The organism is Streptomyces mashuensis (assembly GCF_014654785.1).
Lineage (GTDB): Bacteria > Actinomycetota > Actinomycetes > Streptomycetales > Streptomycetaceae > Streptomyces > Streptomyces mashuensis.
This window is the reverse complement of sequence record NZ_BNBD01000005.1, coordinates 356971-371258: the sequence shown is the minus strand read 5'-3', so window position 1 is coordinate 371258 and position 14288 is coordinate 356971. Positions and strand designations below refer to the sequence as shown.

The following is a 14288-nucleotide window of genomic DNA, read 5'->3' as shown; positions in this document are numbered from 1 at the left end:
CTCCTCACGTCCGGCCCGCGCGCCGGGATGGCGCGGGCACGATCATCAGCGGGCGGTAGTAACCGTCCGGGTGCGGTTCGCCGACCGGGCGGCCGTCCGCCTGCACCCATGCGTGGGCGCGGAAGGGCTCGGTGCGGATGCCGGTGCACCAGTCCGGCCAGGTGCCGCGCAGCCGGCACAGCAGCGCGGTGGCGATGGACCGCTGGAGGCAGCCCTCCCCGGCGCAGCGGCGGCTCACCGCCACGACCGCGCGGCGTGCCGCCAGGGCCTCGCCGGCGGTGGCGGGCCGGGCGCCGCGGCGTACGGCCGTGAGGACGCGGCGGATGCGGCGGGGCCGCAGTGCCGCCAGGAGGCGGGCCACGGCGACGACGGGGACGGCGGCGGCGCGCAGGCGCAGCGGGACGTCCTCGGGGGCGGTGGTGGCCATGGGGGTGCTCATGCGGTCACCACCAGGCGGGCCTCGGTCAGCGAGTGGATGAACGCGGCCACGTCACCGGCGGTGCGCTCGGGCGCGAGCGCCGGGTAGCTCTCGCCGAGGCGCTGCGCCGTCTGGGCGGGGGTGGCGCCTTCCAGCAGGGCGCGGAGGATGAGGGCACCGGTGCTGTTGAGCTGCCAGTAGCGGCCGTTGCTCTCGTCGAGCAGCACCATGCCGTAGTCGGTGTCGGTCGCCGAGACGTCGGGGCGCAGGGCGAACGTCATGGGGTGCCTCCGGTGGGGACGGCCGCGGTCCGCCGGGCGTGGCTGCGCAGCCAGACCTCGCAGCCGAGGGTGGCGTCCAGGTCGCGCAGGGCGGTGGGGTCGGGGTGCACGGTGAGGAGCCGGGCGCGGAGGACGGCCGGGTCGATCAGTCCGGCGCGGGCGAGGAGGGAGGAGTCGTCGAAGAGGTCCAGGAGGGTGGCGCGGTTGCGGCGCAGTCCTTCGTGGAACTCGGCGCTGTACTCGCCCTTGGTGGAGCGGCCGAGGATGGCGTCGGGCACGATGCCGCGCATGGCGTCGGCGAGGACGGGTTTGTAGCGGCCGGGGGCGAGGCGTTCGTGGACGCGGACGGCGAGGGCGGCGTCGAGGACGGCGTCGTCGAGGTAGGGGGCGGCGTACTCCAGGTCGTGGGCGGCCATGACCTGGGCGATCTGGTGGACGCCGCGTCCGCCGGCCAGGACGCAGGCGAGGGAGGCGTGCTGGCCGCGCTGCGGTGCCAGGGGCAGGGCGCCGGCCGCGGCTCTGCGCAGCCGGTGGCGGACGGTCCGGACGGCGTCGGGGGTGGCCCAGGAGGGCATCGGGTGGTCGTCGCCCCAGGCGACGGAGAAGGCGGAGTGCCGGCCGGCGGGCAGGGCGGCGGTGAGGCCGTCGGCGCGGGCGGCGAGCCACTGGGCGTAGGTGCTGCGGTCGGCGAGGCCCTTGAGGACGGGCCACAGGGGTACGGGCTGGAAGGCGAGCTGTCTGCGGAGCCGGGCGAGGGCGGCGAAGGGGTGGCTGCGGACGTAGTCGTGCAGGTGGGAGGGGAGCGCGAGGAAGAGCTCGTCGCCGCCCCCGCCCATCATGTGCAGCCGTGAGCCGCGGTCGGTCATCAGCCGGGCGAGGAGGTGCAGGCGCCTGGTGTCGCGCACCCAGGCGCCGGGCTCGGCGGCGGTGGCGGCGGCGGTCGCGTGGGCGAGGCCGCTGTACCAGGGGGCGTTCTGCCGTCCGGCGACGAGGTGGTCGGCGCGGGGCAGCCGTGCGGTGGCGCGGGCGGCCCAGGCGGGGTCGTCGTTGTCGGGGTCGCGGCTCTCCCACCGGAGGGTGACCAGGTGGGCGGCGTTGTCGCGGGCGGCCAGGAAGCACAGGCTGGTGGAGTCCATGCCGCCGGAGAGGTCGGAGCTGATGGTGCCGCCGCCCGCGGTGCAGGTGCGGACGGCGGCCTCCAGCGCCTGCCGTACGCCGTGAACCCCTTCTGCGGCGGGCAGGGCCGGTTCGGGGGGTGTCCACCACCGGCGGGTGCGGGCCCGGCCGTCGGCCTCGATCAGCAGGCTGTCGTGCGGCCGGAGGGACTCGACGCCCGCCCAGACGCAGGTGTCGTCCAGGGGGTGGAGGGGTGGTGAGTGGAGGAGGTGCACGGCGAGTTGGCGTTCGTCGGCGCCGGCGCCCGTGAGGGCCGCGAGGGTGTCGGGCCGGTCGGCGGCGACGACGGCCTCGCCGACGAGGGTGTGGAACACGCGCCGGACGCCGGAGGCGCTGCCTCTGATGCGGACGCGGCGGCCGAGGGAGGCGACGACGTGGTAGCTGCCGGGCAGCCCCTGCACGGCCCGTTCGACGTCCTCGACGCCGCGGACCCGTGCGGCCCTCGTCGCGAGGACGCCGGCGGTGACCGGGCAGCGGCCGATCACCGCGATGCGGGCGGTGCCCACCGTGGCGACCGTCACCGTGCCGTGCGGCCAGCGGCCCAGCAGCCACGGCCGGCCCGAGACGTGCTCGATCGCTTCGGTGGCGAGGGGGCGCAGCGCCCGGGCCGCGGTGCGGCCCGCCTCGCCGTCGGGGAGAACGGTGAACCAGCTGTCACCGGTCATGGCGGTCGACCGTCCTCTCCGGTACATTTCCCGTCGGCCCGCATGCGTGCCGTGTTCCGGAGATTCCCGTGCGTCAACTCGCCAATCCGCGCCGCCGAATTATCCACTCCGGCGAGTGGTAAGACGGATGGAATGTCAAGCGTACGGACAATTCCCGTGAGGGAATGGGGACATGGCGGCCACGGACGTATTCCTCACAGCCGCGCCAGTTCCCACAGCCGCCATATCCCGGTGCCGTCGGAGAGGTATTGTCCACCCGAAATCCCGGACGTGGTGAGCACGTAGTCCTTCTTCTGCCACAGCGGCACCAGCGGCACGTCCTCGGCGACGACCTCCTGGACGCCGCGGAAGGCCGCCGCGACGTGGTCCCGGCGTTCCTCGCGCCGGGTGGCGCGGATGAGGCGTTCCATGCGGGGGCTGGAGTAGCCGTTGTGCAGGGCGTTGTCCTCGCCGACGAGGGGGCTGGTGAACGTGTCGGGGTCGGGGTAGTCGGCGAGCCAGCTGAGGGCGTACGCGTCGTAGGCGCCGCGCGCGTAGCCCTGCTGGAACTCCTCCCAGGGGACGTGGCGCGTGGTCACCTGGAACAGTCCGGTGCGTTCCAGCTGGGCCTTGAGCGTCTCGGCCTCGGGGCCGGTGGCGGCGCCCCGCGAGTGGACGAGCGTGAAGCGCACCGGCAGCGCGATCCCGGCGTCCCGCAGCAGCTGCCGGGCCCGGTCGGGGTCGGGGACGGGGTACGCGTCGTAGAAGGGGTTGCTGTGGCCGGTGAGGCCCTGCGGGATGAGGGAGTACAGCGGGTCCACGGTGCGCAGGTGGACGTCGCGGGCGAGGGCGTCGCGGTCGACGACGGCGGCGATGGCGCGCCGCACGGCGAGGGGTTTGACGGGCGAGCCGTCGCGCAGGTTGAAGACGAGGGCGCGGGCGTTGGCGGAGGCCGTCTCGCTCACCCTGATACCTGAATCGGCGGCGGAGAGGCGCGCGAGGTCGGCGGGCGGGAGCTGGCGCGCGGCCACGTCGAGTTGCTTGCGCCGCCAGGCGGCGGAGAGCCCGGCCGGGTCGGCGTACCAGCGGACCGTGACGCTCCGGCGCGGCGCGCTGTGCGCGGCGCCCTGGTAGTGCGGGTTGGGCCGTAACGCGGCGCGGTCGCCGGGGGCGTAGGAGTCGAGGAGGTAGGGCCCGGAGCCGTCCACGGTGCGCCCGGTGCGTAAGCGGTCGGCGGGGTAGGTGGTGTGGTCGACGATCGAACCGGCCCCCGTTGCGATCTTGAACGGGAAGGTGGCGTCGGGGGCCTTGAGCCGGAAGGTGACCCGGTCGGGGCCGTCGGCGGCCACCGAGCCGAGGGTGTCGAGCAGCGACGACGGCCCCTGCGGGGAGTTGATCCTCAGCAGGCGCCGGAACGAGAACGTCACGTCCTCGGCGGTCAGCGGGTGCCCGTTGGAGAACGTCAGCCCCGGCCGTAACGCGCAGGTGTAGGACTGCAGGTCGTCGCCCTGGAAGCCGCACTGCCGGGCCGCGTCCGGCACCGGCCGGGACGAGCCGGGCGTGAGGGTCAGCAGCGACTGGTAGACGTTGCCGTACAGGGCCCAGGAGCCCGCGTCGTAGGCACCGGCGGGGTCGAGCTGCGCGACCGCCTCCGTGGTGCCGACCGCGATCGGTTCCTCCTCGCCGGTCCGCCCGCCCCAGCAGCCGCTCGCGCCCACCGCGAGCAACGCCAGGCACACCGCTCCCACCCGTATCCGGACTCTCCGCACACGCATCCGCGCGCCCCTCCCCGTTCCGTGACGCGCATCACGGTAAACATGCGAACGCGCGTACGTCCCGGGAATCGGCCAACTGATCGCGGAGAGCCTGGCGCAGAGCCTGGCGCAGAGCCTCGTGCACCGCCTCGCGCAGAGCCTCGCGCCGGTCCGGCTATGAGGTGCGCCGCAGCGCGCGGACCCCGCGCAACCCGATCACGCCGATGGCCGTCCCAAGGAGAAACGACGTGATCGCGAGCATCAGGTGGACCCAGAAGTAGCCGGTGGGGTTGCCCGCGTCGTCGAAGGCGAGACCGCTGCCGTCGTTCCACAGGTTCTTGACGAAAGTGATCCAGATGAACCAGCTCCACACCCCGAAGGCGAGCAGGAACCAGGACGTGCGGCGCGAGAGGGACAGCGGGGTTCGGGGGGCGGCGTCCCCGGAAGAATTCACCATGGGTTTCAGTATGCGTTCCGCCGCTCGCACTGGTCCTATCGGGTCCTCGGCGCCGCTCTCCCGTGAGGCAGCGTCACCGTTCACGGAGCGTGGAGGTACGTTCACCTCCGTGCCGACGATCACACCACCCGCACCGCGGTGCCCCGCGACACGGCGCCGCCGCGCACGGGCCACCACCGCCGCGCTGGCGGCGGGCGCCTCGCTGCTGCTCCCCCTGGCGACCGCGGCCCCCGCCCTCGCCACGCCGCCGTCCCCGGCGTCGTCCCCCGCCTCGTCCCCCGCCGCCACGCCGCCCGCCGGGCAGCAGGACGGCCACGACGCCACCGGCGACGGCAAGGGCCGCCCGCCCCGCAGGCCGCCCGCCAAGATGTCCACCCTCGGCGGCGCCCTGCTGGGCAGACCCGGCGTGCAGGTGCGGACCGAGCCGGGCGCGCCGCCGCTCCCCCGGGACCTCAGCGGCGACTCCTGGCTGATCGCCGACGCCGAGTCCGGCGACATCCTGGCCGCGAACAACGCCCACTGGGAGCTGCCCCCGGCCTCCACGCTGAAGATGCTCTTCGCCGACACCGTGCTGCCGAAGCTGCCCAAGAACCAGCAGCACCGGGTCGCGGCCGCCGAGCTGGAGGGCATGGGCGAGGGCAGCAGCGCCGTGGGCATCAAGGAGGGGTCGAGCTACTCGGTCCACGACATGTGGCTCGGCGTGTTCCTGCGCTCCGGCAACGACGCGGTGCACGTGCTGTCCGCGATGAACGGCGGCATCGCCAGGACCGTCCGCGACATGCAGGCGCACGCCGACGACCTCCAGGCCAACGACACGCACGTGGTCACGCCCGACGGCTACGACGCCGACGGGCAGGTCTCCAGCGCCTACGACCTCACCCTGTTCGCCCGGTCCGGTCTGCAGAAGGCCGACTTCCGCGAGTACTGCTCCACGGCCCACGCCCAGTTCCCCGACGAGGAGAAGCCCGGCAAGCCGCGCGGCTCGTTCCCCATCGCCAACACCAACCGGCTCCTCACCGGCCAGGGCGTGCCCGCGTACAAGGGCATGGCGGGCGTCAAGAACGGCTCGACGACCAACGCCGGCAACACCTTCACCGGCGTGGCCCAGCACGACGGGCGCAAGCTGCTGGTCACCGTCATGAACCCGTCGATCAAGGAGCCCAACCAGGTCTACCGCGAGTCCGCGGCCCTGCTGGACTGGGGCTTCGAGGTGGGCAGCCACTTCAAGCCGGTCGGGGTCCTCGTCCCGCCGAAGAGCACCGCGGGCGGCAAGGGCCGCGGCGGCGCGTCGTCGGGCTCCTCCGCGCAGTCCGCGGCCTCGGTCGGCGGCGGCGGGGGCGACGACGGGATGTGGACGGCGGTGGGCCTGACGGCGGGCGCGCTGCTGGTCCTGGGCGCGGCGGGCTACGTCGTGAACCGCCGCCACCCGCTGCCGGAGCGTGTGCGCCGCACGGCGAAGGAGGGACCGAAGGACCCGCCGGTGGCCTAGCGGGCGCCTCGGCCCCGGGGCGGGCCGGTCTTCGGGCCGGCCCGCCCCGCCTGCTCATCCGACGCCTCCGGCGCCTCCGGCGCGGCCGGCGTCGCCGACCACGCCGCGCAGAACAGCGTCAGCTTGGCCGTGAAGTTGATCCACAGCAGCAGTGCCACCGGCGTGCCGAACGCGCCGTACATGCTCTTGGCCGCCACGCCCTGCAGATAGCCGCTCAGGACGAGCTTGAGCACCTCGAAGCCCACCGCGCCGATCAGTGCCGCCTGCACCAGGCAGCGCCGCCCCGGCCACACCGACGGCAGCCGCGACAGCACGTAGAGCAGCAGCAGGAAGTCGGCCAGCACGGCCGCGCCGAAGCCCACGGCGGTCAGCAGTCCCCCGACGCCCGGCACGTCCGCCTGCTTCACCACCCAGCCGACGGCCGACGACGCGAACGCCGAGCAGCCGGCCGACAGCAGCACCGTCCCGCCCAGGCCCAGCAGCAGCGCCGCGTCCTTCAGCTTCAGCAGGAAAACGTTGCCGGGGCTCTCCTCCAGCTCCCACACCGCCCGCAGGCACTCCCGCAGCGCACCGACCCAGCTGACGCCCGTGACCAGCAGCAGGACGCCCGCGACGAGGCCGACCGTGCCCGCGTTCTCCGTCAGCGAGCGGATGTCCAGGCTCGACGAGATGCCCGGCACCTGCTCCGACAGCTTCTGCTCCAGCTCCCGGGTCCGCTCCTCGCTCAGCAGCGCCGCCGCCACCGCCGCGCCCAGCGTGAGCAGCGGGAACAGGGCGACGAAACTCGTGAAGGTGATCGTCGCGGCCAGCCGCGTCCACTTCACCCGGTCGAGGGTCTCGTACGACCGCCAGGCGTGGGTGCGGAAGAACCGTACGGCGAGGGGGCCGATCAGCGGCAGCCGGGTGAGCCAGTCCACACTCCACCCCTGTACCCCGGCGCCCGCCGGAAAAGCCACCCGGACGGATGAACGCTCAGGGCGCGCCCTCCTGCGCGAACGCCTCGTCGTGCGCGAAGCCGTCCCCCTGCGGGAAGGGGTACGCGCGGTCCAGCCGCCACACCCCGTCCTCGCCCTGCTCGTACAGCGCGAACCCGTCCGTGATCCACGCGGCCTCGTAGTCCGCGAGCTCCGCGAAGGCCCGGTCCATCGCCTCCTCGGCGATGCCGTGCGCCACCGTCACGTGCGGGTGGTACGGGAACTGGAGCTCCCGGGCCACCGGCCCGGACGCGTCCCGCACCCGCTGCTGGAGCCAGGCGCAGGCCGCGGCGCCCTCCACCACGTTGACGTAGACGACGGGCGACAGCGGGCGGAACGTGCCCGTCCCGCAGAGCCGCATCCGGAACGGCCGGCCGGCCGCGGCCACCTCCGCCAGGTGCGCCTCGACCGCCGGCACCAGCGCGGCGTCCACCTCGGTGGGCGGCAGCAGGGTCACATGCGTGGGAATGCCGTGGGCGTGCGGGTCGCCGAAGCCCTCACGGCGCTTCTGGAGGAAGCTGCCGTACGGCTCCGGGACCGCGATCGAAACGCCGAGCGTTACGGTCCCCACTGCGTTCTCCCTCCTGTGCGCCTCTGCGTCCGTGCGTCCCCGTGGCCAGTGTGGCGGCTGCGCCGCGCCCCCGGCCAGGGCACCCGTCAGTGCTTCGGGGGCAGGAAGCCCACCTTGTCGTACGCCCGCGCAAGCGTCTCCCCGGCCACGGCGCGCGCCTTCTCGGCACCCTTGGCCAGGACCGCGTCGAGCGCCGCGGGGTCGTCCAGGTACTCCTGCGTACGGGCGCGGAACGGCGTCACCCACTCCACCATCACCTCGGCGAGGTCGGTCTTGAGCGCACCGTAGCCCTTGCCCTCGTACTTGCGCTCAAGTTCCGCGATGGTGGTGCCGGTGAGCGTGGAGTAAATGGTCAGCAGGTTGCTGACGCCCGGCTTCTTCTCGGCGTCGAAGCGCACCACGGTGTCGGTGTCCGTCACCGCGCTCTTGATCTTCTTCGCCGAGACCTTGGGCTCGTCGAGCAGGTTGATCAGGCCCTTGGGGGTGGCCGCCGACTTGCTCATCTTGGCCGTCGGGTCCTGGAGGTCGTAGATCTTCGCCGTCTCGCGCACGATGTGCGGCGCGGGAATGCGGAACGTGTCGCCGTAGCGGCCGTTGAAGCGCTCCGCCAGGTCGCGGGTCAGCTCGATGTGCTGCCGCTGGTCCTCGCCGACGGGGACGGCGTCCGCCTGGTAGAGCAGGATGTCCGCGACCTGGAGGACGGGGTACGTGAACAGGCCGACGGTGGTGCGGTCGGCGCCCTGCTTGGCCGACTTGTCCTTGAACTGCGTCATCCGGGACGCCTCGCCGAAACCGGTCAGGCAGTTCATCACCCAGGCGAGCTGCGCGTGCTCGGGCACGTGGCTCTGCACGAACAGCGTGCAGCGGTCCGGGTCGAGGCCGGCCGCGAGCAGCTGAGCCGCGGCGGCCCGGGTGTTGGCGCGGAGCTCCGCCGGGTCCTGCGGCACCGTGATCGCGTGCAGGTCGACGACCATGTAGAAGGCGTCGTGGGACTCCTGCAGGGCCACGTACTGGCGGACGGCACCGAGGTAGTTCCCGAGGTGGAACGAGCCTGCGGTGGGCTGGATACCGGAGAGTGCGCGCGGACGATCAAGGGCCATGCCCTCATTCTCTCAGGTGCGGAACCGGACTCGGTTCAGCGGTGCGGGCGCGGGTGTAGAAAGGCGTCATCAGCATGCCCCGACTGTCTGAACGGAGCACACGTTGACCGCCACCCACACCGCCGCCTCCCGCGCCATCGCCGCCGCCGAGGAACACTGCGCACACACGTACCACCCGCTGCCGGTCGTGGTGGCGACCGCGGAGGGCGCGTGGATGACCGATGTCGAGGGGCGCCGTTACCTGGACATGCTCGCGGGCTACTCCGCGCTCAACTTCGGCCACGGCAACCGGCGCCTGATCGACGCCGCCAAGCAGCAGCTCGACCGCCTCACGCTCACCTCCCGCGCCTTCCACCACGACCGCTTCGGCGAGTTCTGCGCGGAGCTGGCGGACCTGTGCGGCATGGAGACGGTCCTGCCGATGAACACGGGCGCCGAGGCCGTCGAGACCGCCGTCAAGACGGCCCGCAAGTGGGGCTACCGCGTCAAGGGCGTGCCGGACGGCAAGGCGAAAATCGTCGTCGGCACCGACAACTTCCACGGCCGCACCACCACGATCGTCAGCTTCTCCACGGACCCGGAGGCCCGCGCCGACTTCGGTCCGTACACGCCCGGCTTCGAGATCGTCCCGTACGGCGACCTGGCCGCCCTGGAGGCCGCCGTCGACGAGCACACCGTGGCCGTCCTGCTGGAGCCCATCCAGGGCGAGGCGGGCGTCCTCGTCCCGCCGCCCGGCTACATGGCGGGCGTCCGCCGCCTCTGCACCGAGCGGAACGTCCTGTTCATGGCCGACGAGATCCAGTCGGGCCTCGGCCGCACGGGCCGGACCTTCGCCCTGGAGCACGAGGGCGTCGTCCCGGACCTCTACATCCTCGGCAAGGCCCTGGGCGGCGGCGTCGTACCGGTGTCGGCGGTGGTCTCGTCGCGGGACGTCCTGGGCGTCTTCCGGCCCGGCGAACACGGCTCCACCTTCGGCGGCAACCCGCTGGCCTGCGCGGTGGCCCTCGAAGTGATCGCCATCCTGCGCACCGGCACGTACCAGCGCCGGGCGGCCGAGCTGGGCGACCACCTGCACGCGGAGCTCGCCAAGCTGGCCGGCACGGGCGCGGTGACGGCCGTCCGCGGCCGCGGCCTCTGGGCGGGCGTCGACATCGCCCCGGCCTTCGGCACCGGCAGGGACGTCTCGGAGCGCCTGATGGAACGGGGCGTGCTGGTGAAGGACACGCACGGCCAGACGATCCGCATCGCCCCGCCGCTGGTGATCACCCGGGAGGACCTGGACTGGGGGCTGGAGCAGCTGAGGGAGGTGCTGGCGGGGTAGTTCCGGGCCGGGGGCCGCGCTACAGGATCACGTGCGGGACGAAACGCGCGTACTCGTCCGTGACGAGACCGGCCGACTCGCGGATGCCGAGTCCGGCCGGTTCCCCGTCGACGACCCACGCGCCCAGCACCACGTGGTTGCCGTCGAAGGACGGCAGCGGGGCCAGCTCCTGGTAGCAGCACGGCTCGTCACGGACGGCGGGCGGGCCGCCGGGCGGGTCGTCGGGCCGGTGCAGGGTCACGCCCGCGCCCTCCCGCCCGAACAGCGGCTTCGCGGCCCAGCCGGCCGTACCGGCCAGCTCGCGCGGCCCGTCGAGATAGGCGGGCAGCAGGTTGGGGTGGCCGGGGAAGAGCTCCCAGAGGACGGCCAGCAGGGCCTTGTTCGACAGCAGCATCTTCCACGCGGGCTCGATCCACAGGGTCGAGCCCGTGCCGCCGCCGTTGTCGAGCGTCTCCAGGGCGTACGGGCCGAACGCGTCCGTGGCCAGCCACTCCCACGGGTAGAGCTTGAAGCAGGCGCGGACGAACCGCAGCCGCGTGTCGACGAACCGGCCCGAGAGCCGGTCCCAGCCGATGTCCTCCATCGAGATCGCCTCGGTGGCGATGCCGGCCTGCTCGGCGGTCTCCCGCAGGTACGCCACCGTCATCAGGTCCTCGCCGAGCTCGTCCCCGGCGGAGTGCGCGAAGTGCAGGGGCGCGCCGGGCGGCAGCAGGGCGGCCTGGCGCCGCCAGGCGGCGACGAGCCGCTCGTGGAGGGAGTTCCACTGGTCGGCGTCCGGGACACCGGCGAAACGGTCCTCCATCCAGAACCACTGCGCGCTCGCCGCCTCCACGAGGGACGTGGGCGTGTCCGCGTTGTACTCCAGCAGCTTCGCGGGCCCGCCGCGCCCGTCGTAGTGCAGGTCGAACCGCCCGTAGAGCGACGGCAGCTCGGCGCGGCGCCGCCACGACTCGGCGACCAGCGCGGTGAGGCGCGGGTCGGTCAGACCAAGATCGGCGAAACGGTTCTCCTCGACGATGTGGCCGGCCGCTTCGAGGCACATGGCGTGCAGCTCGGCGACGACCTCCTCCAGCGCCTCCACCTCGGGCAGCGAGAACGCGTAGTAAGCGCTCTCGTCCCAGTACGGCCGCAGCGAGCCGTCCGGGTGGCGGGAGAGCGGGTAGATCAGGCCCTGCTCCTCGACGGTCTCCTGCCAGCCGGGGCGCGGGGTGGTGCGGTGGCGCTCCATGGTGTGCCGTGCCCGCCGCTCAGCCGCCGGACGAGGACGAACAGCCGAAGCCGCCGCGGTCGACGGCCTGGCTCTTGCTGAACGTACCGCGGTCGGCGAAGCCGCCGGAGCGGTTGGAGCCGTAGTACCAGCGCCCGGCGGTGCCCGTGCCGGAAGAGCTGCCACTGGAGCTGCCGCCGGAGCTCTTGCACGCCTTGGAGTCGAGGACCTTGTAGCCCCGGTTGAGGTCGTAGCTGTTCGGGTCGACGCACCGCTTGTCGGGCTCGGACCCGCAGGCGCTGAGCGCCGCGGCGAGCACACCCATGCCGCCGAGCATCACGGTGCTGGAACGCAGCCGTCGTCGTGTCGTCTCTGCCATGTGCGATCGCCCCCGTGCGATCAGTGCGAACTGAAGTGCGTACACCCTAATGGCGTGCGAAGGAGGGTACGCCTCCGGGCGGACCCGCCCGGGGTGCGCCGCACGGCGAACCGTGGTGCGCTGGACGGGGGCCGTACGGGGGCCGTTCGACAGAGGTGCCGACAGCCATGGTGACGACGAGGTGGTTCTTCGAGCCGGGTCACACCGGTGCGATGTTCCGCGCCCGGCACATGATGGTCACCCACGTGTGCGGCACGCTGAAGAACATCGAGGGGGCCGTCAGCTTCGACCCGGGCGCCCCCGAGAGGGCGCGCGTCGAGGCGACGGTGGACGCCGGCCAGGTCCACACGGGACAGCCCCAGCGCGACGCGCACCTCCGCAGCGCGGACTTCTTCGACGTCGAGAACCACCCCACCTGGTCGTTCACCAGCACCGCGATCCGGCAGCTCAGCCCGACCGAGTTCTCCCTGACGGGCAACCTGACGATCCGCGGCACCACCCGGCCGGTGACCTTCGACGTCACGTACCTCGGCCAGTGGGACACGCCGTGGTGGGAGGACGGCCGCGACCTCGGCCCCCGCCGCCGCGCCGGCTTCACGGCCCGCACCCGCCTCAACCGGCACGACTTCGGGGTCAGCTGGAACGACACGATGGACCGCGGCGGAGTGGTCGTCGGCGACATGATCGACGTGACGGTGGACGTCGAGGCGGTACAGGAGGCGGGGCAGGAGACGGGGCAGGAGGCGGCGGCTTAGTGGGCCGCCGTGGCCTGCTCGTTGTTCAGGCGGGCCCGCCACTCGCGGACGTCGTCGGGTGACATGGAGGCGAGGCGGGCTATCTCCTCGTCGCTGCGCCCGTCGGCCCAGGCCAGGACCCGGGCGACGGTGCGGTTCCGTCCGGCGCGGAAGTCCTTGAGCAGCTTTTCGAGCCGTTCGACCTCCTCGCCTTCGAACATGAGCTGCTGGTCGACGCCGGCCCGCTCCTCGGCACGCAACCGCCACAGATAGGCGGGCAGGCCCGTGAGGACCACCCCTTCCTCGTGCGCGGCGTTCTGGAAGCGTTCGGCCAGGCTGGCCAGGACGCAGTCCGTCACATCGGCGAGGGAGGCGCCGGGCGGCTTGGCCCCCTCCCAGGTGTTGCGGCCGATCTCGGTCGACTCCAGCCAGGCGGCCGCCTCCGTCGGCGTACGGTCGGCGCACGCCTGGGCGCGCCAGGCGTACAGGGCGGCGCGGTGCCCGTAGAAGGTGAAACCGTCCGCGATCTGCTTGTCGGCGACGTGGCACGCCCGCCCCGGTACGCCGCCGTAGCCCGAGTCGGGCCGGTAGGCGGCGTAGGCGTCCAGCTCGGCGTCGGTGGCCGTGCCCCAGGAGGGGTCGCACAGGTCGGGGTTGCGAGCGAGGAACGCGCCGACCTCGATGCGCCACGCGGGCACCGGGCTGATCCGGGGCCGGGGCCAGAGGACGGTTCCGACGGAGTCGGTGGCCCAGGTCGCGGCCTGCTCGATGTCGTCCCATGCGGTGGCGGCCTCGGCCGACCACTCCGGTTCACCGGCCGGCCCGACCCGGTGCAGGGAATTCACGAGCCGCTGCACGGAGGGCAGTACGCGCGACGCGAGAGCGTGCAGTTCCTCGGCGGTGAAAAACCGCCAGGAGTAGCCGCGCTCCTCGTCGTGGGACAGGTGGGTCAGCAGGTGCACCAGGACGCCGGGCTCGGGAATCGTCCCGTCGCCGAGCGCCCTGCGCGGGATGCCGGGCAGCCGGCCTTCGATGTTCTCGCGCGGGACCCGCCAGTCGACGTCCCCGAACCACACCGCGCCGGTCGTCACGTCGACGGCCAGCCACTGGTGGTACCCGACCCCCGGGCCGTGCCGCTCCTCCTCCTGCTCGGCGTCCTCGTCACGCCAGACGTACTCGGCCGGGGGCGGATTCAGCTCCACGGCCACGAAGCCGTCCTCCGGGCGGTAGCCGGTGAGGACATGGGCCTTGTGTGGCTCGTTCTCGGCAGCAGTCATGAGGGGTTTCCTCTCGGTGGAACAGCAACCGGCGGTAACCGTAGTGCTCCGTTCAGCCAATAGTTCAACTTTCAGCCAATCGGAAATGGCCTCGCGTGCGTGCGCACGCACGCAAGAGCTGGACCGCACACGAGGTCTACGCGCGTCGACGCATTCGCGTCAGGTTGGCCGCTTTCACACGGTCTCCACGGTCCGTTCACGTCTCGCGCGAGCGGCCCGCGAGTTGGCCGATGCCTTCAAGGCGCACGGCTGCGCCGTGGAGGTCGTGCCGCAGCCCGCCGAGGACGGGCGGATGTACCCGGGCATCCACGACCCCCTCACCGCGCACGAGGCGCAGCTGCTGACCGCCGCCCCCGGTGCGTACCCGAGGGCGGCGTTGCAGCCGTGCGAGGAGTGCTGTCGGATCAAGCGGCAGCGGTCGGACGCGTTGCGCGTCGGGGACCTGCGGCGGGCCGCGGAGATGGCGACCGCCATGGGTGTGCACCAGCGGCTGGCGCACACCTGAG

Annotated in this window: 15 protein-coding genes; 4 read left to right on the top strand and 11 right to left on the bottom strand. The window is 73.0% G+C overall.

What is annotated here, in order from left to right:
- Window positions 1-4: 4 nt before the first annotated feature.
- The 5 genes from IE305_RS15945 to IE305_RS15925 form a co-directional block, all read right to left on the bottom strand.
- Complete coding sequence (locus tag IE305_RS15945; protein ID WP_190130220.1) at window positions 5-439, bottom strand: lasso peptide biosynthesis B2 protein; 435 nt, start codon at window positions 437-439, stop codon at window positions 5-7.
- A complete protein-coding gene (locus IE305_RS15940; protein ID WP_190130219.1) occupies window positions 436-699 on the bottom strand; it encodes a lasso peptide biosynthesis PqqD family chaperone in 264 nt (87 codons plus the stop codon). The genes IE305_RS15945 and IE305_RS15940 overlap by 4 nt, the downstream gene beginning before the upstream one ends.
- The gene (locus IE305_RS15935) at window positions 696-2540 is read right to left on the bottom strand and encodes an asparagine synthase-related protein (RefSeq protein WP_190130218.1); all 1845 of its coding nucleotides are present in this window, start codon (window positions 2538-2540) and stop codon (window positions 696-698) included. Before IE305_RS15935 ends, IE305_RS15940 begins: the two co-directional genes overlap by 4 nt.
- 194 nt (window positions 2541-2734) lie before the next feature.
- Window positions 2735-4294 (bottom strand): ABC transporter substrate-binding protein, encoded by a 1560-nt coding sequence (locus IE305_RS15930; RefSeq protein ID WP_229891020.1) that lies wholly within the window; start codon window positions 4292-4294, stop codon window positions 2735-2737.
- A gap of 154 nt (window positions 4295-4448) precedes the next feature.
- Window positions 4449-4691 (bottom strand): SCO4848 family membrane protein, encoded by a 243-nt coding sequence (locus IE305_RS15925; protein ID WP_190130345.1) that lies wholly within the window; start codon window positions 4689-4691, stop codon window positions 4449-4451.
- Window positions 4692-4839: 148 nt separating this feature from the next.
- Here IE305_RS15925 and IE305_RS15920 point away from each other — a divergent pair, with 148 nt between their 5' ends.
- Window positions 4840-6219 (top strand): D-alanyl-D-alanine carboxypeptidase family protein, encoded by a 1380-nt coding sequence (locus tag IE305_RS15920; protein ID WP_506005203.1) that lies wholly within the window; start codon window positions 4840-4842, stop codon window positions 6217-6219.
- Here the strand turns inward: IE305_RS15920 and IE305_RS15915 are convergent.
- The 3 genes from IE305_RS15915 to trpS form a co-directional block, all read right to left on the bottom strand.
- Window positions 6216-7136, bottom strand: coding sequence for a YihY/virulence factor BrkB family protein (locus IE305_RS15915; RefSeq protein ID WP_190130216.1), 921 nt, complete (start codon window positions 7134-7136; stop codon window positions 6216-6218). The genes IE305_RS15920 and IE305_RS15915 overlap by 4 nt on opposite strands.
- A gap of 55 nt (window positions 7137-7191) precedes the next feature.
- Complete coding sequence (locus IE305_RS15910) at window positions 7192-7764, bottom strand: 2'-5' RNA ligase family protein (RefSeq protein WP_190130215.1); 573 nt, start codon at window positions 7762-7764, stop codon at window positions 7192-7194.
- A gap of 86 nt (window positions 7765-7850) precedes the next feature.
- On the bottom strand, window positions 7851-8864 hold the full coding sequence (gene trpS / locus IE305_RS15905) for a tryptophan--tRNA ligase (protein ID WP_190130214.1): 1014 nt from the start codon (window positions 8862-8864) through the stop codon (window positions 7851-7853).
- Window positions 8865-8967: 103 nt separating this feature from the next.
- Between trpS and rocD the strand changes: the two genes are divergently transcribed.
- Window positions 8968-10185 (top strand): ornithine--oxo-acid transaminase, encoded by a 1218-nt coding sequence (gene rocD, locus IE305_RS15900; protein ID WP_190130213.1) that lies wholly within the window; start codon window positions 8968-8970, stop codon window positions 10183-10185.
- Window positions 10186-10204: 19 nt separating this feature from the next.
- Here rocD and IE305_RS15895 read toward each other — a convergent pair whose 3' ends face one another.
- Both IE305_RS15895 and IE305_RS15890 read right to left on the bottom strand, forming a co-directional pair.
- Entirely contained in the window at window positions 10205-11413 is a 1209-nt protein-coding gene (locus tag IE305_RS15895) for a glutathionylspermidine synthase family protein (RefSeq protein ID WP_190130212.1), read from the bottom strand.
- A gap of 19 nt (window positions 11414-11432) precedes the next feature.
- On the bottom strand, window positions 11433-11771 hold the full coding sequence (locus IE305_RS15890; protein ID WP_190130211.1) for a hypothetical protein: 339 nt from the start codon (window positions 11769-11771) through the stop codon (window positions 11433-11435).
- Window positions 11772-11938: 167 nt separating this feature from the next.
- Here IE305_RS15890 and IE305_RS15885 point away from each other — a divergent pair, with 167 nt between their 5' ends.
- On the top strand, window positions 11939-12526 hold the full coding sequence (locus IE305_RS15885) for a YceI family protein (RefSeq protein ID WP_190130210.1): 588 nt from the start codon (window positions 11939-11941) through the stop codon (window positions 12524-12526).
- On the opposite strand, the gene IE305_RS15880 is transcribed toward IE305_RS15885, so the two are convergent.
- The gene (locus IE305_RS15880; RefSeq protein WP_190130209.1) at window positions 12523-13782 is read right to left on the bottom strand and encodes a hypothetical protein; all 1260 of its coding nucleotides are present in this window, start codon (window positions 13780-13782) and stop codon (window positions 12523-12525) included. The genes IE305_RS15885 and IE305_RS15880 overlap by 4 nt on opposite strands.
- Before the next feature lie 223 nt (window positions 13783-14005).
- Here IE305_RS15880 and IE305_RS15875 point away from each other — a divergent pair, with 223 nt between their 5' ends.
- Window positions 14006-14287, top strand: coding sequence for a hypothetical protein (locus tag IE305_RS15875; RefSeq protein WP_190130208.1), 282 nt, complete (start codon window positions 14006-14008; stop codon window positions 14285-14287).
- Window position 14288: the final 1 nt, after the last annotated feature.

Excerpts from the sequence above, each read along its gene's own strand:
- IE305_RS15945 (WP_190130220.1), bottom strand. The coding sequence starts at position 439 with ATGAGCACCCCCATGGCCACCACCGCCCCCGAGGACGTCCCGCTGCGC.
- IE305_RS15940 (WP_190130219.1), bottom strand. The coding sequence starts at position 699 with ATGACGTTCGCCCTGCGCCCCGACGTCTCGGCGACCGACACCGACTAC.
- IE305_RS15935 (WP_190130218.1), bottom strand. The coding sequence starts at position 2,540 with ATGACCGGTGACAGCTGGTTCACCGTTCTCCCCGACGGCGAGGCGGGC.
- IE305_RS15930 (WP_229891020.1), bottom strand. The coding sequence starts at position 4,294 with ATGCGTGTGCGGAGAGTCCGGATACGGGTGGGAGCGGTGTGCCTGGCG.
- trpS (WP_190130214.1), bottom strand. The coding sequence starts at position 8,864 with ATGGCCCTTGATCGTCCGCGCGCACTCTCCGGTATCCAGCCCACCGCA.
- IE305_RS15895 (WP_190130212.1), bottom strand. The coding sequence starts at position 11,413 with ATGGAGCGCCACCGCACCACCCCGCGCCCCGGCTGGCAGGAGACCGTC.
- IE305_RS15890 (WP_190130211.1), bottom strand. The coding sequence starts at position 11,771 with ATGGCAGAGACGACACGACGACGGCTGCGTTCCAGCACCGTGATGCTC.
- IE305_RS15885 (WP_190130210.1), top strand. The coding sequence starts at position 11,939 with ATGGTGACGACGAGGTGGTTCTTCGAGCCGGGTCACACCGGTGCGATG.
- IE305_RS15880 (WP_190130209.1), bottom strand. The coding sequence starts at position 13,782 with ATGACTGCTGCCGAGAACGAGCCACACAAGGCCCATGTCCTCACCGGC.